The sequence below is a fragment of the Candidatus Competibacter denitrificans Run_A_D11 genome, from assembly GCF_001051235.1.
In the GTDB taxonomy this organism is placed as follows: Bacteria; Pseudomonadota; Gammaproteobacteria; order Competibacterales; family Competibacteraceae; genus Competibacter_A; species Competibacter_A denitrificans.
This window is the reverse complement of record NZ_CBTJ020000002.1, coordinates 83,040-102,143: the sequence shown is the minus strand read 5'-3', so window position 1 is coordinate 102,143 and position 19,104 is coordinate 83,040. Positions and strand designations below refer to the sequence as shown.

At 57.0% G+C, this 19,104-nt stretch carries 19 protein-coding genes; 6 read left to right on the top strand and 13 right to left on the bottom strand.

All coding sequences use genetic code 11. The features are described 5' to 3' along the window. The first annotated feature begins 97 nt into the window (after window positions 1-97). Entirely contained in the window at window positions 98-1,270 is a 1,173-nt protein-coding gene (locus BN873_RS01525) for a trans-sulfuration enzyme family protein (protein WP_048670202.1), read from the top strand. A gap of 33 nt (window positions 1,271-1,303) precedes the next feature. On the opposite strand, the gene BN873_RS01520 is transcribed toward BN873_RS01525, so the two are convergent. Beyond that, window positions 1,304-1,540, bottom strand: a complete 237-nt coding sequence (locus BN873_RS01520) for a sulfurtransferase TusA family protein (RefSeq protein ID WP_048670201.1) — start codon at window positions 1,538-1,540, stop codon at window positions 1,304-1,306. A gap of 126 nt (window positions 1,541-1,666) precedes the next feature. Between BN873_RS01520 and BN873_RS01515 the strand changes: the two genes are divergently transcribed. The 3 genes from BN873_RS01515 (at window position 1,667) to BN873_RS01505 (ending at window position 4,887) form a co-directional block, all read left to right on the top strand. Continuing rightward, window positions 1,667-3,142 carry a beta-barrel assembly-enhancing protease gene (locus tag BN873_RS01515; RefSeq protein ID WP_048670200.1) on the top strand — a complete coding sequence of 492 codons (1,476 nt, stop codon included), beginning with the start codon at window positions 1,667-1,669 and terminating at the stop codon, window positions 3,140-3,142. A gap of 99 nt (window positions 3,143-3,241) precedes the next feature. After that, window positions 3,242-3,835 (top strand): poly(R)-hydroxyalkanoic acid synthase subunit PhaE, encoded by a 594-nt coding sequence (locus BN873_RS01510; protein ID WP_048670199.1) that lies wholly within the window; start codon window positions 3,242-3,244, stop codon window positions 3,833-3,835. Next, a complete protein-coding gene (locus BN873_RS01505) occupies window positions 3,832-4,887 on the top strand; it encodes a class III poly(R)-hydroxyalkanoic acid synthase subunit PhaC (protein ID WP_048670198.1) in 1,056 nt (351 codons plus the stop codon). The genes BN873_RS01510 and BN873_RS01505 overlap by 4 nt, the downstream gene beginning before the upstream one ends. A gap of 48 nt (window positions 4,888-4,935) precedes the next feature. Here BN873_RS01505 and phaR read toward each other — a convergent pair whose 3' ends face one another. The 5 genes from phaR to BN873_RS01480 all read right to left on the bottom strand — a co-directional run bounded on the left by phaR (window position 4,936) and on the right by BN873_RS01480 (window position 9,886). Then, window positions 4,936-5,499 (bottom strand): polyhydroxyalkanoate synthesis repressor PhaR, encoded by a 564-nt coding sequence (phaR, locus tag BN873_RS01500; protein WP_048670197.1) that lies wholly within the window; start codon window positions 5,497-5,499, stop codon window positions 4,936-4,938. 67 nt (window positions 5,500-5,566) lie between these two features. Continuing rightward, window positions 5,567-6,313, bottom strand: a complete 747-nt coding sequence (gene phbB, locus BN873_RS01495) for an acetoacetyl-CoA reductase (RefSeq protein ID WP_048670196.1) — start codon at window positions 6,311-6,313, stop codon at window positions 5,567-5,569. 34 nt (window positions 6,314-6,347) lie between these two features. After that, on the bottom strand, window positions 6,348-7,529 hold the full coding sequence (locus BN873_RS01490) for an acetyl-CoA C-acetyltransferase (RefSeq protein WP_048670217.1): 1,182 nt from the start codon (window positions 7,527-7,529) through the stop codon (window positions 6,348-6,350). Between the two features lie 254 nt (window positions 7,530-7,783). Beyond that, window positions 7,784-8,788, bottom strand: coding sequence for an esterase-like activity of phytase family protein (locus BN873_RS01485; protein WP_139031621.1), 1,005 nt, complete (start codon window positions 8,786-8,788; stop codon window positions 7,784-7,786). A 42-nt stretch (window positions 8,789-8,830) separates the two neighbouring features. After that, window positions 8,831-9,886, bottom strand: coding sequence for an AI-2E family transporter (locus tag BN873_RS01480; RefSeq protein WP_048670194.1), 1,056 nt, complete (start codon window positions 9,884-9,886; stop codon window positions 8,831-8,833). 249 nt (window positions 9,887-10,135) lie between these two features. Between BN873_RS01480 and BN873_RS01475 the strand changes: the two genes are divergently transcribed. Then, window positions 10,136-11,347: an EAL and HDOD domain-containing protein gene (locus tag BN873_RS01475; RefSeq protein ID WP_048670193.1), complete on the top strand. Its 1,212-nt coding sequence runs from the start codon at window positions 10,136-10,138 to the stop codon at window positions 11,345-11,347. A 14-nt stretch (window positions 11,348-11,361) separates the two neighbouring features. Here BN873_RS01475 and BN873_RS01470 read toward each other — a convergent pair whose 3' ends face one another. After that, window positions 11,362-11,946: a CDP-alcohol phosphatidyltransferase family protein gene (locus BN873_RS01470; RefSeq protein ID WP_048670192.1), complete on the bottom strand. Its 585-nt coding sequence runs from the start codon at window positions 11,944-11,946 to the stop codon at window positions 11,362-11,364. Between the two features lie 152 nt (window positions 11,947-12,098). Between BN873_RS01470 and BN873_RS01465 the strand changes: the two genes are divergently transcribed. Next, window positions 12,099-12,635: a zinc ribbon-containing protein gene (locus tag BN873_RS01465; protein WP_048670191.1), complete on the top strand. Its 537-nt coding sequence runs from the start codon at window positions 12,099-12,101 to the stop codon at window positions 12,633-12,635. Window positions 12,636-12,864: 229 nt separating this feature from the next. Here BN873_RS01465 and BN873_RS01460 read toward each other — a convergent pair whose 3' ends face one another. From BN873_RS01460 to miaB, 6 genes are all read right to left on the bottom strand, one after another. Further along, complete coding sequence (locus BN873_RS01460; RefSeq protein ID WP_242434343.1) at window positions 12,865-13,554, bottom strand: transglycosylase SLT domain-containing protein; 690 nt, start codon at window positions 13,552-13,554, stop codon at window positions 12,865-12,867. Beyond that, on the bottom strand, window positions 13,551-15,092 hold the full coding sequence (lnt, locus tag BN873_RS01455) for an apolipoprotein N-acyltransferase (RefSeq protein WP_139031620.1): 1,542 nt from the start codon (window positions 15,090-15,092) through the stop codon (window positions 13,551-13,553). The genes BN873_RS01460 and lnt overlap by 4 nt, the downstream gene beginning before the upstream one ends. 103 nt (window positions 15,093-15,195) lie before the next feature. Next, the gene (locus BN873_RS01450; RefSeq protein WP_048670189.1) at window positions 15,196-16,074 is read right to left on the bottom strand and encodes an HlyC/CorC family transporter; all 879 of its coding nucleotides are present in this window, start codon (window positions 16,072-16,074) and stop codon (window positions 15,196-15,198) included. Further along, window positions 16,071-16,538: an rRNA maturation RNase YbeY gene (gene ybeY, locus BN873_RS01445; RefSeq protein ID WP_048670188.1), complete on the bottom strand. Its 468-nt coding sequence runs from the start codon at window positions 16,536-16,538 to the stop codon at window positions 16,071-16,073. Before ybeY ends, BN873_RS01450 begins: the two co-directional genes overlap by 4 nt. Further along, window positions 16,535-17,542 carry a PhoH family protein gene (locus BN873_RS01440; RefSeq protein WP_048670187.1) on the bottom strand — a complete coding sequence of 336 codons (1,008 nt, stop codon included), beginning with the start codon at window positions 17,540-17,542 and terminating at the stop codon, window positions 16,535-16,537. The genes ybeY and BN873_RS01440 overlap by 4 nt, the downstream gene beginning before the upstream one ends. Further along, window positions 17,542-18,888 carry a tRNA (N6-isopentenyl adenosine(37)-C2)-methylthiotransferase MiaB gene (gene miaB, locus BN873_RS01435; protein ID WP_048670186.1) on the bottom strand — a complete coding sequence of 449 codons (1,347 nt, stop codon included), beginning with the start codon at window positions 18,886-18,888 and terminating at the stop codon, window positions 17,542-17,544. Before miaB ends, BN873_RS01440 begins: the two co-directional genes overlap by 1 nt. Window positions 18,889-19,104: the final 216 nt, after the last annotated feature.

Below are 19,104 nucleotides of genomic sequence, written 5' to 3'. Positions count from 1 at the left end.
TGCGAGGACGCCGGCGTACTCACGTCGCGTTAACGATCCGCTGTGCCGCATACGCTCTATACTCCCATGACAACAATAGATGCTTTCGGAGTAGACGATGATCACAGATCCACGCCACGCGCTTGATACCCGTGCTATTCACGGCACGACGCTGCAAGATCCGCACGGTAGCCCTCATCTGCCGATCTATAACACCACGACCTTTGCCTTTCCCTCGACTGCTGCCCTGCTTGATGTGGTGGATGGCCGTAAACCGGGGAGCCTTTATACCCGCTATGGCCTGAATCCCAGTCTGTTCGCATTGGAAGAGACGCTGGCTGGCTTGGAAAGCGCGGAATTGGCCTGGGCGTTCGGTTCGGGGATGGCAGCCGAGGCCGCTCTGTTTTTGGCTCACGGCCGCGAAGGGATCGTTTGTATTGGTGATGCCTACGGCGGCACGCTGGAATTGTTGTCGAGCCAGTTACCTTTGCTGGGTATTCCAACCTACTTTTTGCTCGGCGCTGAATTGGAGCGCCTGGATGCTTTGTTGGCTGGTGGCGCCAAGTTGGTGTTTTTTGAAACACCGACTAACCCGCTTTTGGAAGTGTTCGATATTCGGGCCATTGCCCAATTGGTCCATGCCCGTGGTGCTTGGCTAGCGGTCGATAACACCTTCGCCTCACCCGTTAACCAGCGACCGCTGGAATTAGGCGCCGACTTTGTGATTCATAGCGCAACCAAGTATTTAGGTGGCCACAGCGATCTGACCGCCGGTGTGTTGGCGGGCGCCAAGGACTTAGTGCTGCCGGTCTGGAACTGGCGCAAGAACCTGGGTTCGACCATCGCTCCCGAAACTGCCGCGCTACTTTCCCGGAGCCTGCGGACCTTAGCGGTGCGGGTTCGCCAGCAGAATGCGAGCGCGCAAGTCATCGCAGAGGCCATGGCTCGCCACCCGAAGATCGCTCGCGTCTATTATCCTGGACTGCTCGATTTTCCCGGTCACGCCTTGGCGCAAGCGCAGATGGATGGATTTGGCGGGATGCTCACTATTGAGATCGCCGGTACCGGTGAGGATGCCACCCAGGTCGCGGATCGGCTCCGGCTGTTTGCACTGGCGCCGAGCCTTGGTGGCGCAGAAAGCTTGGTGACGCAACCCTGTACCACCACCCATCACGGGCTGACCGCCGAGGAACGAGCGAGGCGGGGTATCGCTGATTCGCTGCTGCGCTTATCGATTGGCCTGGAAGATCCGGCCGACCTGATCGCCGATCTGGAACAAGCGCTGGTTTGAGCGCAGCGCGCCTTCAGAACGAGTGATCGACGCTCAAGATGCGCGCTTGCGCAGGAGAAAATAAAAACGCCCGTTTTCTTCGCGCGACTCCAGTAGCGCATGGCCCATTTGCTGGCTGAAAACCGTGAAATCGCGGACCGATTCGGGATCGGTGGCGATGACCCGCAACAACTGACCACCGACAAGCCCAGCGAGGGCTTTCTTGGCTTTAAGGATCGGCAGGGGGCAATTGAGTCCTGACGTGTCGAGTTCGGTCGTGACGGCGATCATAGCGGGGATAGGGGAAGCCGGTCAGTCATTGCATTGAAGCACGCTTGACTGGGCGGCGCAAATTTCGGAACCTCGCCCGCTTGGCAGGTTCCAAGCCCATGTCATCCATCAGGTTACGGTTATCCTATGTTCCAGCGTTTCCTTGCTCTCGCCTTGAGTTTTGCCCTCGCGGTAACCCCGCTCAGCGCGCCTGTCGCTCAATCCATCCTGCTGCCGGATATCGGCGATCCTTCCCAGGTCTATGTGGGCAATAACGAGGAGCAGCGCCTGGGTTTGGAGACCATGCGCAAGTTGCGGGAACGCGATCTGGTGATCGACGATGTGCAACTGAATGCCTATCTGGCTTCCATCGGTCAAAGCATCGTGACCTACGCCGATCAAAACGGCACACCCTATACCTTTTTTCTGGTTCGCAGCGGCAGTATCAACGCCTTTGCGCTGCCCCATAATTTTATCGGCATCAACGCCGGGCTTTTGCTGGCCACGGAGCGAGAAGACGAGTTAGCCGGTGTGCTGGCTCATGAAATTGCCCATGTGTCGCAGCGGCATATTGTGCGCGCTATCGCCGATATGCGGCGCATGGCGCTCCCCTTGGCGGCGGCGATGCTGGCTTCGGCCGCACTGGCGGCTGCCAGCAAGCAAGGCGGTCAGGCGGCGCTGGTCAGCACCATGGCGGCCAGCGCCCAGCATCAGATCAGTTTTACCCGCACGAACGAACAAGAAGCCGACCGGGTGGGTATGCGCTTGTTGGCCAAGGCCGGTTTTGATCCGCGTGGGATGAGCGATTTTTTCGCCAAGCTGGAGCGCCTATCCGGGAGTTCGGAAAACCGGCTACCGGAGATGCTGTTAACTCATCCACGGCCGGAAAGCCGGATCGCTGATACGCGGGACCGACTCGAAATACCGTCCGGCAAGAAGCCTGCGGTGCGTAGCCGGAAAGCTTACGAACTCGCCAAGGCGCGGGCGCGTGTGCTGGCCACCGATGACGCGCAAACCTTGATCCGGGAATTTGAAACGACCCTGGCCAAAGGTAATCCGGCGGATGAAACCGCCACGCGCTATGGCTATGCCTTAGCCTTGCGGCAAGCAGGCCGTTATGACGAGGCCCAGCAGCAAATCGAACGCCTGCGTAAAAGTGATCCCGACCGGCTAGCCTTTCGCCTGGAAACAGCCGAGATTGCCTTGGCCAAGGGTGAGCCAGAGCGGGGCTGGCGACAGTTTGAGGAGGCTCGCGCGCTTTATCCCGATGATTTCGTTTTGGCGATGCATTACGGCCGTGCCCTGGCGGCTCAAGGCGATCCCAGACAAGGATTGCGCCTGTTACGGCCGCATCTCAGCCGCCATCCCAACGAGCCTCAACTGTACGCTACTTACGCACAAGCGGCGCAACGGGCCGGCGACCTAACTGCGACCCACGCCACCATGGCGGAGTATCATTATCTGAACGGCGAGTTGTTACCGGCCATCGAACAGTTAGAACTTGGGTTGCGAGGGAGTGGCCTCGCTCCGAATGAAGAGGCTGGGCTACGGGCTAAGCTCAAGCAGTTCCGCGCCGAAGCACTCGCCCAGGATTTGCCGGTGCCCAAACCGGTGACGCCTTAATGGCCTAATCGTCGGCTGCGGGCAGCGAGCAAGTGCTACCTGAGCCGTCTATACTGGTTTTAACGCTCATATCCACTATCGACCGGAATCCTTGTTGCCATGGCCGATCAAACCCAGACCGTTGACTCCCCGAAGCCACTTGATACTCAATTTATCATTGATCAGGCGCGCGGCTACTTGGCCTTTGGCGAGCAAATCGCTGCTATGGGCCAACAACTCCAGGGCAGTGCCGCAACGGGCGCTGATTGGGGCACTATGCTGCGGGAGAATTTCGCGCAATTTAAAACGGCTATCCTTCAATCTGCCGATGACCCTAACGTCAATCCTGAACTGGCCCGGCTGTGGAATCAGACCCTTGATTTGTGGCAACAGACGGCGACTTCCTTGGGCTTCGTTGCGCCCGCCGATGGGGGAGGCGACGCTTGGCAGGCCTATCGGGGTGTGCAGAATCAGTATTTCGACATGCTGCGCAATGCCGCCAAGGGCGCATTAGATTTGATGGAAAAACAGCTCAGCGAACGCGCGGCGACGGGCCAGATGATCGGGAGCTTGCGAGAACTTTACAACCTGTGGGTCGATTGTAACGAAAAAACCTATGGGCAAATGCTGCGCGGCTCCGCCTATGCCGAACTCAGCGGTCGCCTGTTTAACTCCCTGTTGGCTTGTTCCCCGAAAAGAGAGAATACCCCATGATCGGCCTAACCCCGGAACAGATCAGCGAAGAGCTGAAAGGCTATAGCGCTCGCTTGACGGAGGGAATGCAAACCCTGCGGCGCGTCGGGGAGATTGAAGCCGGCGTCTCGCCGCGTGATCCGGTGTATCGAGAAGATAAGCTCGTCTTATACCGCTACCAGCCGCAGGTTGCTAAACCGCACCCCATTCCGCTGTTGATCGTTTACGCCCTGGTCAATCGGCCCTATATGATGGATATTCAGGAAGATCGGTCGATGATCCGGGGCCTGTTGGCGGCCGGTATTGATGTCTATTTGATCGACTGGGGTTATCCAGATGCCGGGGATCGCAATTTGACGCTGGCAGATTACATACACCGGTATATCAGTCACTGCGTCGATTTTCTGCGGGAGCGCAACCAGCAAGACACGATCAATTTGCTGGGCGTATGCCAGGGCGGGGCATTGAGTCTGTGTTTTACTTCGCTTTATCCAGAAAAAATCCGCAACCTGGTGACGATGGTTACGCCGATTGATTTTCACACGCCGGATAATCTGCTGACGCATCTGATCCGGTATGTCAATGTCGATTTGCTGGTTGATAGTTTTGGTAATGTGCCGGGCAGCTTCTTGAATTTCGCATTCTTATCCCTGAGTCCTTTCCGCTTGGCTGGCCAAAAATACGTCGATCTGGTTGATATCCTTGATGACGCGACAGCCTTGAAAAATTTTCTCAGAATGGAAAAATGGATTTTCGACAGTCCCGATCAAGCGGGTGCGGCGTTCCGCCAATTTGCTAAGGATTTTTTCCAGCAGAATAAGTTGATCAGAGGCGAAGTGGTCATCGGTGAACGCCGCGTGGATTTAGCGGCTATCGTCATGCCGGTGTTGAATGTTTATGCCACCCAAGATCATTTGGTGCCACCTGCGGCTTCTAAAGTCTTGAAAGATCTCTGTCGGAGTCGAGATTATTCGGAGCTTTCCTTTCGGGGTGGCCATATCGGGATTTACGTCAGCGCACGCGCCCAACGTGAAATTCCCCCAGCCATTGCTGCTTGGCTGATATCACGTTAACCGGTTTTTTCCATGCGGTTGGAACCGAAGAGGGCTAGAGGCAGTGCCTCATGAACCTTTGGTTTTTTTGCCGGATCGCTCTTTACCGGGTTTTGTTGGCTCGGTGCCAGGCTCAGCGTTCTGGGATGAGGTGGCTGAAGGGGAGAGTATTGGGATTTCACCGGTCCCTGGTGGAACATACTGTTGCAGCCGGTCGTTGACGCTTTTCCACAACGAGAGGTTGTGCTCCACCAACTCGGTCATCATCGATAGTGGGTTTTTACCGATGAGGGTCCGCATCTGTTCCCGGAACAGATGTTGTTGATCGACAAAGGCTTGCAAGCTTTTTTCCAGATAATTACCCATCATTCCTTGCAGCGTATCACCGTAGAAACGGATGATGTGCGCAAGAACCTCCGTAGTAAAAATCGGGTTGCCTTGCTCTTCTTGTTCGCTGATGATTTGCAGCAAAATCCCCCGGGTAATATCAGTGTTGGTTCTGGCGTCGATCACATTAAAAACGGCACGATCCAACACCAGTTGCTTGACGTTTTCAAGCGTGATGTAGCTGCTCACCGCTGTATCGTACAGGCGGCGATTGGGATATTTCTTGATAATGCGGGGTTCGCTCATGACAGACCGAGTGCAAAAAAACGGCGACGCCGCCGGTTAGGCGACGTCGCGGCGCAAAGTTTAGTAATTAACTGTGGTAGTAAAGACCGCCGTTGACTGTGATGTCTTCACCGGTGATGTAACCGGCATCATCAGCGCTTAGAAACACAACGGTACGGGCAATTTCGGAAGGCTCACCCAGACGCCCGGCCGGGATACCGGCAATGACTTTCTCCAACACGTCCGGCTTGATGGCCCGCACCATTTCGGTACCCATGTAACCCGGGGAAATGGAGTTGACCGTCACACCCTTCTTGACGCATTCCTGCGCCAGCGCTTTGTTGAATCCATAGATACCGGATTTGGTGGCGGAGTAGTTCGTCTGGCCAGCCTGACCACGCAAGCCATTGACTGACGAGATATTGACGATACGACCCCAACCCCGCGACGTCATCCCTTCATAAACTTGCTTACACATGTTAAAGACGCTGTACAGGTTGGTCTTGATGACCTGATCCCATTGCTCTGGGGTCATCCGATGGAACATAGCGTCACGGGTAATACCGGCATTGTTGACCAAGATCTCGATGGCACCGACTTCTGCTTCGATTTTCTTACAGACTTCGGCGCAAGATTCAAAGTTGGAGACATCGGCTAAGTAGACCGGTACGTCAATACCTTCCGCTTTGCGGTCGGCTTTCCACTTGTCAACGGCTTCTGGTTTCAGGCCCGTGTAATCGATTGCAACGGGGCGCCGACCGGCGGCAGCCAAAGCCTGGATCATCGCTGTGCCCAACCCACCAATAGCGCCGGTAACGACTGCAATTCGAGACATTAAAATTCCTCCTCAATGATCGTTTAGATATCAACTAACTGCGTTCGACAGCCAAGGCGACGCCCTGGCCGCCGCCGATGCACAGGGTCGCAAGACCCTTTTTGGCGTCACGGCGCACCATTTCGTGCAGCAAGGAAACCAGGATGCGGCAGCCAGAAGCGCCGATCGGATGGCCCAGTGCTATGGCGCCGCCGTTGACATTCACTTTGCTGGCGTCCCAGCCCATTTCGCGGTTAACGGAGATCGCCTGTGCGGCGAACGCTTCGTTGGATTCCACGAGATCCAGTTGGTCGGCGCTCCAGCCGGCTTTTCGTAAACAGGCGCGGGAAGCGGGGATCGGACCGGTACCCATGATCTTCGGATCGACGCCGGCCTTGGCATAGGCGACGATGCGTGCCAGTGGCTCCAGGCCATAATCCCGCGCCGCGCTGGCCGTCATGACCAACACGGCGGCAGCGCCGTCATTGATGCCGGACGCATTGCCAGCGGTGATCGTACCATCCTGCTTGAACGCCGGTCGCAACTTGCCCAACGCAGCGGCCGTCGTGCCAGCGCGGGGAAATTCGTCGGTGTCGAACACCAGCGGATCGCCTTTGCGCTGCGGAATCTTGATCGGGACGATTTCGTTCTTGAACCGGCCGGCGTTAATGGCGGCCACGGCTTTTTCCTGGGAAGCTGCTGCGAAAGCATCCTGCTCTTCACGAGAAATAGTCCATTGGGCGGCAATGTTCTCGGCGGTGATGCCCATGTGGTAGTGATTGATGGCGCAATGCAGCCCTTCACTGAGCATGGAGTCTACCAACCGGGCATCACCCATGGTGGTGCCGCGCCGCGAATGAATCAGCAGGTGCGGCGACAGGCTCATGTTTTCCTGACCACCGGCAATGACGATTCGGTTATCACCGTCACGGATGGACTGATAGGCGAGATGAACCGCTTTAAGCCCGCTGCCACAGACTTTGTTGATGTTTAGGCAGGGAACCTCAATGGGCAAACCGGCATTCAGTGCAGCCGTGCGCGCGGGATTCTGGCCCGTACCGGCGGTGAGCACTTGGCCCAGGATCACTTCATCAATGTGTTCCGGCTTAACCCCGGTTTGGCCTAGTAACGCTTCAATGACCTTGGCGCCTAGAGTATTTGCTGGGATGGTTGACAGAGAACCCATGAAATTGCCGATGGCGGTTCGGGCGGCGGCGGCAATGACGACTTCTTCCATCGGGTAACCTCCGGATAGCTTATTATTTTGATACCGCAGTGTTTCGCGGACAAACGGCTTAATGGCAATTGTTGGGTAGCGATTGCGATGGGCAAAAAGCAACCGCGCAAAAATCCTTACGATGCTGTCAAGCTCTAACCCGGAAAACGGCGGCAAGACTGGGTTTTTTAAGTGCAGCATATTGAATGCTGCCTGTATCCTTGTCAACCGCTTTGGGTTTTGCAGCAGTTTATAGTGCTTGATCGGGTGCTCAGTCAGGGTGTCTGATTCAGCAATTCGAAATAGACCAGCAGGGTTGTTTGCACAAGGCTGCAATTATCATCGCTGACCATAAAGAAGCGAGCACCTCGATAGCGGGTCAGCCCTTCAAAATTATCCAAGTGCCATCCTTGATCGCTTTTGAAAATGGCCACGTCGCTGACCGACAGGGGTACGGTTTTTTGTGGGTTCGGCAACACAGTGCGCCGCAGGCTAATGGAGAAGGGTTGCAGAGGCGATACAAACGCGCGCTCCAGCGTCAGCAATTCCCCATTTGGTAATGCGTCCATGGCGACCAGGGCACTGCCGGGTGCCTGGCCCAGCGGATACAGCCAAAAGCGGCCATCGGTGGCGAAGATGCGGATCAATTTCTTCGGTGGATCATTGCGCAAAGGTACTTCGGAACCCGTTATGATTCCCCAGCGCTGATCGATGGTTACCGCTTCCAAAGACTCGTTACCGTTACGGTAGTTGTAAGGGTTTCGCAACGTGTCCGGCAGCGGTATTTCGCCCCGCCATTGGCCAGTAGGGCTGTAACGGACGATGCGCGGTTTCATCTCGAAGGAGATGAGCAACTCGGTATCATCCATGATGTGATTGGCACCGTTACGGATCGCCAAACCTTCAGAGTCGCTGAACAGATAGCGCACCGGCTTGCCTGCGGTATCACGCAGGGCATATCCCGCTATCGAGCGTGCGCCGACCAGATACCCTTGCTCATCGAACGTTGGCTGCAAATGAAATAACGTGCCTTGATCGGAAAGGGCGTACAACAAGCCCGCATCTTCATCCCAAGCCAGTCCGGATAAGCCACAAAGTGGCAAGTCATCGATATCAGCGCGGTTGAACCGCAAGGCGCCCAGTAGCCGAACGCCCTGATGGCGATCACCGGGGCCAATCGAGGAATGCAAAGTGAACGGGGTCGCCTCAAAGGCTCGTGAACCGCACGCACTGAGCGGTAATCCGCAAAGCAGTAAGAGACACCAGATCAAACGGAGCATGTAGATTCGATGGCGGTTACCGTCACGAAAGGTCACGCGGTTTTAGCGCTGGTAGAAAGTACTTTGCAGGTACTCATCATGAGCGTGACGCAAGATGACCGCAATCACTGCCGCTGCTGGCAAGGCGAGCAGGATGCCGAAGAAGCCGAATAAATGCCCACCCGCTAGCACCGCAAACAGAACGACCACCGGATGCAGGCCGATGCGGTCGCCGACCAATTTGGGTGTCAGAAAGAAATCGCTGATCAATTGGCCAACACCAAAGACGATCAAAACGGGAATGATATTGAGAAAACTCTGCGATTGTAAAACCGCTGCGGTGCTCGCTACAGCGATGCCGACGATCAAACCCAAGTAGGGCACGAAGCTAACCAGCCCAGCCAACAGACCGATCAGCAACGAGAATTCCAAGCCGATGGCAGCCAACCCCATCGAATAAATAACCCCGAGCGCGCTCATCACGATGAGCTGTCCGCGCAGAAAGGCGCCGATCACCTCATCGGATTCCCGTGCCAATGCCGCGACCGTCGGCTCGATTTGTCGCGGTAGCAACCCGTGGATTTTGGCGACCAGAATGTCCCAATCGCGCAGCAAATAAAATGTCACAACCGGCACCAGGACCAGGTTGGCCAGCCAACTGAACAGGGCGGCGGATGATGCCCGGAACGATTGCAGCAGTCCACCCGCCAAGTCCCCCAGTTCCTGCGCGTAGGCCATGATTTGGGTACGCAAGCGGCTCAAGTCGAACATCGCCGGGTCAATGCCCAGCGTGTGTTGCAACCAAGGCAGGGTGTGCAATTGAAACCAGTCGATGTAACCGGGCAGGCGCTGCATCAGCCCCTTGAACTGGTGCGCTGATAGCGGAATCAGCAACAATAACAGCAGCAGTAAACCCAACAGCAAGGCGCCGAATACCAATGCCACCGCCCAGGATCGGGACATGCCACGCGCTGTCAGCCGGTCGATCAGCGGATCTCCCAAATAGGCTAACAGTGCCGCAAATAGAAACGGTGTCAGTACAGGCGCCAGCAGGTAAAGCGTACCCAGAAAGAGCGCACCGACAATGAGCCAGAAGCGCGTTCGGGACTTGCGAAGCATGAGCTGTCCTCAAGGTTGGACGTGGGCAGTTTTCGGGTGAAACTTGGTAAGCGCTGCGTAAATTGGGTGAGCGCATAGTACACTATTCAAGCTAACTGAACGGTGCGGACCTTGCCATTATGAGGCGCTCGCAAGCCTGATCGCGCTCGCTGCGCAGGCTTCAGCCGGGTGATTCCGCTGGCGATCTTGGTCGTGAGCGACTTTCCGTTACAATTCACACAATCAGCGCCGTTCCGATGAGGTACGTTCATGACGGAAATCTATTTTGCCCGCCAGCCGATCTACAATCGTGACTTAGAAATAGCGGGCTACGAGCTGTTTTATCGACAGGCGGCCGATGCCGACTCCGCCGATTTTCTCGACGCCGAAATTGCGACTTCGCAAGTTGTTCTTAACACCGTCGGTGAATTGGGTCTCGAACAGGTCGTTGGGTCGCATAAAGCGTTCATCAATGTCGCACGCGATTTTGTGGTCAGCGGTTATCTGGAAATGTTTGCCTCGCCACAACTGGTTTTCGAAGTGGCCGGTAGCTTGGTGGTGGATCAGCAACTACTGGAAGTGTTGCAACAGTTGCACGAGCGGGGCTACCGTTTCGTGCTTGATGATTATCGTGACGATGAGGCGAATCAGGCGCTGTTGACCATCGTCGATTACGTCAAAATCGATATGCTGGTCACTCCGCAAGACGAGGTACAACGCATGGTGGAGCTGTTGCGCCAACGCTCAATTGTTTTGATGGCAGAGCGCATTGAGACGCAGGAAGTTCAGGAGTTTTGCCAAGCGCTGGGGTTTGATTATTTCCAGGGCTATCACTTCTCTCAGCCCAAGGTGCTCAAGTTTCATGGCGTGCGCGCCAATCAGCTCTCGGTCTTGCAATTGGTCAGCAAGCTCTATCAGCCCGATATCGATCTGGAAGCTATTGAGGCGTTGATCCGGCAGGATGTGTCGTTGAGCTACAAATTGCTCCGTTACATCAATTCGGCCTATTTCAATTTGCCCCACCGCATCGACTCAATCCAGCGGGCCATCGTGCTGTTGGGTACCCGCAATGTCCGGGCTTGGGCGACCTTGGTCTCACTGGCCAACATCGATAATCACCGCAGCGATTTAATCACCATTGCGTTGGAACGGGCCAAGATGTGCGAGTTGCTGGCAGCCGCCATGGGTATCAAGCAAAAGGAAAGCGGGTATACGGTCGGATTGCTCTCGGTACTGGATGCCATGACCCAGGCGCCGATGGCCAATGTTTTGGCGACACTGCCTCTGGATGAAGACATCAATGAGGCGTTATTGCGCCACGAGGGGCCGCTGGGGCGCATTTTGGCCTGCACTCTGGCTTATGAGCGTTGCGATTGGGAAGGGCTGGATACGCTGGGATTGGAGATGAATCAAATCAACGATGCGTATATGACCGCTTTGGCGGAAGCTTACCGGATCTCCTGCGAACTCTTGAAAAGCTGAAGGCGGACTCAAGATCACTCAGTGGGTGGGGAAAGACCTTGCGCGGTGTGCCACGCCGACCGGCCCCAGCGCCATACATAGGCCAGCCCGCTCCAGATGGTGGTTATTGCCGTCAGGTAGAGCAACCCTGTTGGTAGCCAGTCGGGCAGAGGCATCAGCCCGCGATGGGCGATGACGACAAAGACAAGGACCAGTTGCAGCAGCGTGTTTAATTTGCTGATCAATAAGGGATGGGGCCGGATTCGTTCAATCATCAGGTGATAGCTGACCGCGCCGGCGACGATCATCGCATCGCGCAAGATCACCAGCACCACCAGCCAAAGCGGCAGAACCTCAAGCCAGCCCAGCACGAGGATCGCACCGACCAGTAATAGCTTGTCGGCGATGGGGTCGAGGATACCCCCTAAATCACTGGTCCAGCCGTAACGCTTGGCCAGAAAGCCATCAAGTGCGTCGGAAAAGCCCGCTATCGTAAAGAGCAACAGCGCTGCCCCGTAGCGGCCTTGTAGCAGCAGCCACAGAAAAGGCGGCACGAGCAGAATCCGCAGGCTCGTGATCAGGTTAGGTATATCCCGGATTTGAAAGGGCCACGGTACCACGGAGCGCTGCTCTTGTCGGGTTGTGGGGAGCGCCGAGCATCTCGGCGAATTGTCCAATACCGCTTAAGAATACCTAATTTTTGCGTGAGCGGGGCAACCGTCTCCCACCATCGCCGTTAGAATAGCCACTGTAAACCCGAGGAGCACACGATATGACCGAACCCACGTATGGCAATCGGTTCGCCCGGCAGTACGGCAAGATGATGGAGCGGGTCAAGCTTCATCTGGACGAATTGGAAAAGGCTGAGAAGGCCGCTTTTCCGCGCTTGAGCGCCAGTATCGAGCACGCGGCGGAAAAAGCGGTGATCTTAGGAGATCTGACCCGTGAGGAAGCCCGGCTGATCGGCGGTTATCTCAAGCGCGATATGGAGGATGCCAGCCAGTATGTGGTGGCTACGGGTCGTGATTTGCGCGCGTGGATGCGCTTCGACCTGGAGTTGATTGAAGATCGGTTGTTGGAGTTTTTCGAACACGGTGTCGATCAATCCCGCTTGGAACTATCGGCTTTCGAGCAACCTCTGACGGAGGCTGTCCTAGAGGCGGCCTATCGTAGCGGTGAAGTAACTGGGCCAGGTACTTTGCGGTGTGAGAATTGCGGTGAGCAGGTGGTTTTTTACGCGCCCACGCTGATCAGTCCATGCCCGATCTGCCAGGGGACTTCGTTTATGCGCCTGGCCGAAGACCTCTGATGTGTGGCTAGGTAAAAACCCTGATTAGGTTGGAAATCGTCCCGATTTACCCCGCCGCCGGATTGGCGTTTACTAAGTCCCGCTTGAGCTGGTTTCTACAGCGAAGCGTGTTTTAAGCTCAATATCCTGTACTTTACCGCCAGCCGGATTCGCTGGCGGTTTTTTTATGCCTGCTCGCTTTGGACTTCTGAGATATGAACCAGGTAAAATTGGTTTTATATCCAGCAGGTTATAGGATGGTAACGGCTTGCGGGTAACAGCGGGTTAACTGGCTGCGATAGCGTTCGGCCTGCTGGCGCACTCGGTGCGCGCGCTCCATCAGCCATGTTTTACTGCGATAGCTGCCTTTGGCAAAGCCATCTTGGCCTTCGTGATAGGCGAGATACTGGTTATAAGCGTCGTGGCGTGCAATCCGGTTCTGGCGCGCGGTTTGATCGATATACCAGCCCATAAAATCGACCGCATCAGCGAATTCGTCGCGGTCGGCGCCCCGATTGCCGGTCGCTATCCGATAGCGTTCCCAAGTCCCGTCCAAGGCCTGGCTGTAGCCACTGGCGGAAGACGGGCGCGGGCCGGGGATAAACCCTAAATACCACCGCCGTGAAGGTTTGGCATCGGCCCGGAACGCTGATTCCTGGTGCATGATGGCCAACAGGACCGGTAGGGGCACGTTCCAGCGACGGCTGGCGGCGTTGCTGTGGGTGAACCAGTCGCGGTATTCGGCAAAGATCGCGCAGGCGTTGTTCACGTTACGCGGTGGCTCGGTCACACAGGACACTGTAGCCAGCAAGACGCCTGCTATGAAGGTTACCCGAAACCAGTTAAAGGGCGAGGCGCTGCGTGAGCGTAACCGCCAGGTCGCAGGGTTGTTGCGCCACGCTCGCCAGAGTGGCGTCAGAGGTACGGAGTTTTCAGTCATGGCCCAATTTTGGCTGGGCGCCTTGCCAGCAGCAACCCCATCACCAGAGCCAGGGTGATTAAGATCAACACCGGCGCATCACCGAATTGTGCATAAGGCGTTTGACCGCTGTGTGGGCGTATCTCCCCCCGCACGACAACGGCCTCAAATTGGGGGCCACGCGCCTTGATCCGGCCACGGTCGTCGATCAGCGCTGAAACGCCGGTATTGGTAGCGCGAGCCATCTCACGGCCTACTTCCAAGGCACGCATCTGGGCAATCTGCAAATGCTGATGGGGGGCGGTGGAATCCTTGAACCAGGCATCGTTGCTGACGTTAATCAGCCAAGTGGCTTCAGGGAGCGCCAGACGGATTTCGCTGCCGAATACCGCCTCAAAACAGATCGAAACGCCCACGGGTTGGCCTCCGGCGCGCAACAAGGGTTGTACGCGGTCGCCGGGGAGAAAATCGGCCATCGGAATGGTCACCCAGTCACGGAAGAACTGAAAAAACCAGCGCAATGGCAAGTATTCGCCAAACGGCAACAGGCGACGTTTGTGGTAGAAATGAGTGGTCTGCCCGACGCTGACCACGCTGTTGTGAAAGATCAGCTTTTCCCATGACCCGGTTGGAATTCCTGTCACGTAATCGACGTGATCCTGGCGGGCTTTTTCGCCCAGCGCGTCTAAAAAGGGAACGACGTCATCGTAAAACGTAGGGATAGCGGTTTCCGGCCAAACGATCACATCGGCACGGCCATGTTCCGAAAGGCTCAGGCTGACATAACGCTCCAGCGTGTCATCCAGTTGGCCAGGCTGCCACTTAATCTCTTGCCCAATATTGCCCTGGACGATGGCAACCCGCAGGGCAGGGCCGGTGGGTTCGGTCCAGCGGATAATCCCCAGCCCCCAGGCAGCCACCCAAAAGGCTACCAGTAACCCCGCCCAACCCAGGCGCGCTCGCCAGTTAGCACTGTTCAGTACCGTCCATAGCAGACCAGTGCTGAGAAGAACCGCCCAGTTGATACCGAACACGCCGACATAAGGTGCAAGCTGCCCCAGAGGCGAATCGATCTGGCTGTAACCCAGCGCTAACCACGGAAAGCCGGTGAATAACCAGCTTCTAACCCATTCCAGCAGGCTCCACAGGGCGGGGAGTACCAGGAGCCAGCGCGCTGGGCCTGGTGGCGGCCCCCAGCGATTGAGCAGCCAGCCGGCGACGGTTGGATACAATGCCATCGTGATGATGACCAGTGAGGTGGCTAGCGCCGCAAACGGGGCCGGTGCGTTACCGTAATCGTGCAGGCTGATGTAGATCCAATAGATCCCGAATCCGAACATCCCCATGCCGAATAGCCCACCCCGCAGCGCGGCGCGGCCAGGGGTTGCGCCATCCCAGACCCACAAAAGGATGATAGGTAGCAAAATCGCCAGGGGCCAGTAGCCGAATGGCGCGAACGCCAGCGGCATGGCCACGCCGGCGAGCAACGCCGACAGATTGCCGATCAGTGGGGAAGGGTGGGGTATCGTGGGCATGGTGGCCAGGGGGATGATAGGCAAATCCGGCGGGCGCGGGATAGGTTGGCGTCGGATCGCTTCGGCTCTGGTTTCGTCCGCAGATCACGCCCTCTCCACGGATAGGAGAGCGCAGACAGCACCAAAATCAGCTTGCCAAAGTCGAGATGGAGACTGGCGTTTCCTTGCCGTCTCGTGGGGTCATTTCCAGTGTATGAACCCGCCGGTTATCGGCGCGTAATATGCGGAAATGGAACGGTCCTAAATCGACTATTTCGCCGCTTTTGGGCAATCGACCCAACTCCATGACCAGCAATCCACCAATGGTGTCGGCTTTATCGTCACTGAGTTCAGCTTGAAAATAGTGGTTGAAATCCTCGACCGGGGTTAACGCCTTGACGATAAATACATCGCCTTGCCGGCGAATGAAGGTGTTTTCCCCATCGGTGGTATCGTGCTCATCGTCGATCTCCCCAACGATTTCCTCCAGCACATCTTCGATGGTGATGACCCCGGCCACCCCACCGTATTCATCGACCACGATGGCCATGTGAAAGCGACTGCTGCGAAACTCGTTGAGCAAAATGTTGAGTCGCTTGCTTTCGGGAATGAATTTGACCGGGCGTAGCAGAGTGCGCAGGTCGAAATCTTCGCGGCGGTCGAAGGCGTGAATCAACAGATCCTTGACGATCAGAATCCCGATAACGTTGTCCTTACTCTCATCGATCACCGGAAACCGGGAGTGGCCGGATTCAACGATTTCAGCAATCAGGCGCTCGAAGCTCCAATCACTTTCCAACACCACCATCTGCGCCCTGGGGATCATCACGTCACGCACCTGGGTTTCCGAAACCCGCATGACGCCTTCCATCATCTTCAGGGCTTCCGGGTCCAGCAAGGCCCGCTGTTGGGCATCCCGCAGCAAGTCGATCAGATCAGCGCGATCCTTGGGTTCGCCCGTCAGGGTGAGGCCCAGGCGCTCCAGCCATGACGGTTTATGGCTTGATTCGGATCGTTCTTCGCTCATGGGTTTTGTAATTCTCCATAGGGATCGGGATAGCCCAATCCCTCCAGAATGCGGACTTCAAGGGATTCCATTGCCTCGGCCTGCTCTTCGTCATGATCATAGCCCAGCAGGTGCAAAACGCCATGTGCGACCAGATGCGCCCAGTGAGCGGCGACGGCTTTCCCTTGATTAATTGCCTCGTGGAGCACTACCGGCGCACAAATCACGATATCGCCCAGCAGCGGGGTTACGATCTCCGGGGGTGGCTCAAAGGGAAAGGAGAGGACATTGGTCGGGCCTTGCTTGTGGCGATAGCTTTCATTGAGCGCGGTAATTTCCGCTTCATTTACGATGCGGATGGTCAGCTCAGCGTCTTTTTGGTAATCGGCGCCGACCAGCGCCGCTTCGGCCCAGCGGTGCAAATCCGCCTCAGCAGGCAGACCGGGCATGTCCAGAGCGATTTGCAGATCCAAATCCAGAGTCATGTGGGGTGATCCTGTTCGTAGCGGGCATAGGCGGTGACGATGCGTTGCACCAGCGGATGGCGCACCACATCGCGGGCATTAAAGAGCGTGATGCTGATACCTTCCACATCCTTGAGGATTTGCAGTACTTGACGCAAACCGGATGGGACGTTGCGCGGCAGATCGACTTGCGTGATGTCGCCCGTCACGACCGCCGTGGAGCCGAAGCCGATCCGGGTCAGGAACATTTTCATCTGTTCGACGGTGGTGTTTTGCGCTTCATCCAAGATGATGAAGGAATCATTGAGCGTTCTACCGCGCATAAACGCCAGCGGGGCGACTTCAATGATGTTGCGCTCAATCAGCTTGGCGACGCGCTCGAAGCCCAGCATTTCGTATAAGGCATCGTAGAGCGGGCGCAGGTAGGGGTCGATTTTCTGGGCCATGTCGCCGGGCAGAAACCCCAGTCGCTCACCGGCTTCCACCGCCGGGCGTACCAGCACCAGCCGCCGGGCCGCATTGGCTTCCAGCGCATCAACCGCACACGCCACCGCCAGATAAGTCTTGCCGGTGCCTGCGGGGCCGACCCCGAAATTCAGGTCATGGTGTTGGATGTTCCATAAATAATGCTGCTGATTGGGGCCACGCCCGCGAATCAGGCCACGCCGGGTGCGGATGACGATTTCATCGGTGGTTGTGTCGATCTCATCGGCCAGTGCATCGGCTCCGGCTTCCTGTAAATACAGGTGAACCTGAGCCGGGGTCAGGAGTTCTTCTGTGGTAGCACGATAGAGCGCTTCCAGCACCGCCACGGCGACCGTAACCGCCTGGGTTTCGCCGACCACCCGAAACTGATGGCCGCGATTGTTGATTTCCACCCCCAGCCGCCGTTCGATCTGGCGCAAATGTTCATCAAGCTGACCACACAGCCGGGCCAGCCGTTCGTTATCGGCAGGTTCAAGCAGCAGGTCCTGAAAGGAGGGGGGCGTATTTGAAACAGCAGGGACTTCTGGGGATCGGCTCATCAACAGGCTTGTTTCAGCGTGACGACCGCAAGCCGCCCGCGCAGAGAGTTGGGTAAGGCTTCGGTGATGGTCACATCGGCGAACTGACCGATGAGGCTTTTCGGGCCGTCGAAATTGACTACACGGTTATTTTCGGTACGGCCGGCGAGCTGGCGGCTGTCCTTGCGCGAGAGCTTGTCCACCAGCACCCGTTGCACGGTGCCGACCATCTGCTGGCTGATGGCGTGGCCATTCTGCTCGATCCGCGCCTGCAACCGGGCCAACCGCTCCTTTTTGACCGCCAGCGGGGTGGGATCGGGCAGATTAGCGGCGGGCGTGCCGGGTCGGGCGCTGTAGATGAAGCTGAAACTGTGATCGAAACCGATCTCGTCGATCAGGCGCATCGTGGCCTCGAAATCCGGCTCGGTCTCGCCGGGAAAGCCGACGATGAAATCTGAGGACAGGCTGAGATCGGGGCGAATGCTGCGCAGTTTGCGAATCTTCGCCTTGTATTCCAGCGCCGTATGGCCGCGCTTCATCAGTGTCAGAATCCGGTCGGAGCCGCTTTGTACCGGCAAATGCAGATAACTGACCAGTTGCGGCACGCGGGCGTAAACCTCAACCAACCGGTCGGAAAATTCCACCGGATGCGAGGTGGTGTAGCGGATGCGCTCAATGCCGGGCACGGCGGCGACGTGTTCAATCAGCAGCGCCAGATCGGCGATATCGCCATCCTCAGTCGGGCCGCGATAGGCGTTGACGTTCTGGCCAAGCAGGTTGATTTCGCGCACGCCCTGTTTGGCCAGTGCGCCGACTTCGGCCAGCACATCTGCAAACGGGCGGCTGACTTCCTCGCCACGGGTATAGGGCACTACGCAGAAGGTGCAGTATTTGCTGCACCCTTCCATGATCGAGACAAAGGCGGTAGGGCCTTCGGCGCGGGGTTCCGGCAGCCGGTCGAATTTTTCGATTTCCGGGAAGGAGACATCCACCACCGGCCGCCGCTCGGCCCAGACCGCCGTCAGCATCTCCGGCAGGCGGTGCAGGGTTTGCGGGCCAAAGATCAGATCAACCTGGGGGGCGCGTTCACGCAGCGCCTCGCCTTCCTGACTGGCCACACAGCCGCCGACGCCGATGACCAGATCGGGCCGCTGCGCTTTCAGCAGCTTCCAGACGCCCAGTTGGGAAAATACCTTCTCCTGGGCTTTTTCCCGGATCGAGCAGGTGTTGAGCAGCAGCACGTCGGCCTGTGCCGGATCGTCGGTGCGTTCCACCCCGTGGGCCGCCTGCAACACGTCCGCCATTTTCGCGGAGTCGTATTCGTTCATCTGGCAGCCGTGGGTCTTGATATACAGTTTGCGGATCATAAAGCATTATTAAACAATAACAGGGCGAAAACTATAGCATTGCTGGCAGGGGGGCGCTAGGCGGTGGTTATACCGATGGTTTGGGTAGCCGAAGGAAACTGATTTTTCTGACTCCCATGCTCTAGCGTGGGAGCAAGTTCAGACGCTCCAGCGTCGTCAGTTCCCTGAGTTGAGGCGGGCCGCTGGAGCGGCTCAACGGCATTCCCACGCGGTGAA

What these genes read in the sequence shown, in the direction of transcription:
- BN873_RS01440 (WP_048670187.1), bottom strand. Translation starts at nt 17,542, where the DNA reads ATGAGCCGATCCCCAGAAGTCCCTGCTGTTTCAAATACGCCCCCCTCC.
- BN873_RS01525 (WP_048670202.1), top strand. Translation starts at nt 98, where the DNA reads ATGATCACAGATCCACGCCACGCGCTTGATACCCGTGCTATTCACGGC.
- ybeY (WP_048670188.1), bottom strand. Translation starts at nt 16,538, where the DNA reads ATGACTCTGGATTTGGATCTGCAAATCGCTCTGGACATGCCCGGTCTG.
- BN873_RS01510 (WP_048670199.1), top strand. Translation starts at nt 3,242, where the DNA reads ATGGCCGATCAAACCCAGACCGTTGACTCCCCGAAGCCACTTGATACT.
- BN873_RS01485 (WP_139031621.1), bottom strand. Translation starts at nt 8,788, where the DNA reads ATGCTCCGTTTGATCTGGTGTCTCTTACTGCTTTGCGGATTACCGCTC.
- BN873_RS01475 (WP_048670193.1), top strand. Translation starts at nt 10,136, where the DNA reads ATGACGGAAATCTATTTTGCCCGCCAGCCGATCTACAATCGTGACTTA.
- BN873_RS01515 (WP_048670200.1), top strand. Translation starts at nt 1,667, where the DNA reads ATGTTCCAGCGTTTCCTTGCTCTCGCCTTGAGTTTTGCCCTCGCGGTA.
- BN873_RS01480 (WP_048670194.1), bottom strand. Translation starts at nt 9,886, where the DNA reads ATGCTTCGCAAGTCCCGAACGCGCTTCTGGCTCATTGTCGGTGCGCTC.
- BN873_RS01505 (WP_048670198.1), top strand. Translation starts at nt 3,832, where the DNA reads ATGATCGGCCTAACCCCGGAACAGATCAGCGAAGAGCTGAAAGGCTAT.
- BN873_RS01490 (WP_048670217.1), bottom strand. Translation starts at nt 7,529, where the DNA reads ATGGAAGAAGTCGTCATTGCCGCCGCCGCCCGAACCGCCATCGGCAAT.
- miaB (WP_048670186.1), bottom strand. Translation starts at nt 18,888, where the DNA reads ATGATCCGCAAACTGTATATCAAGACCCACGGCTGCCAGATGAACGAA.
- BN873_RS01450 (WP_048670189.1), bottom strand. Translation starts at nt 16,074, where the DNA reads ATGAGCGAAGAACGATCCGAATCAAGCCATAAACCGTCATGGCTGGAG.
- phbB (WP_048670196.1), bottom strand. Translation starts at nt 6,313, where the DNA reads ATGTCTCGAATTGCAGTCGTTACCGGCGCTATTGGTGGGTTGGGCACA.
- BN873_RS01520 (WP_048670201.1), bottom strand. Translation starts at nt 1,540, where the DNA reads ATGATCGCCGTCACGACCGAACTCGACACGTCAGGACTCAATTGCCCC.
- BN873_RS01460 (WP_242434343.1), bottom strand. Translation starts at nt 13,554, where the DNA reads ATGACTGAAAACTCCGTACCTCTGACGCCACTCTGGCGAGCGTGGCGC.
- BN873_RS01465 (WP_048670191.1), top strand. Translation starts at nt 12,099, where the DNA reads ATGACCGAACCCACGTATGGCAATCGGTTCGCCCGGCAGTACGGCAAG.
- phaR (WP_048670197.1), bottom strand. Translation starts at nt 5,499, where the DNA reads ATGAGCGAACCCCGCATTATCAAGAAATATCCCAATCGCCGCCTGTAC.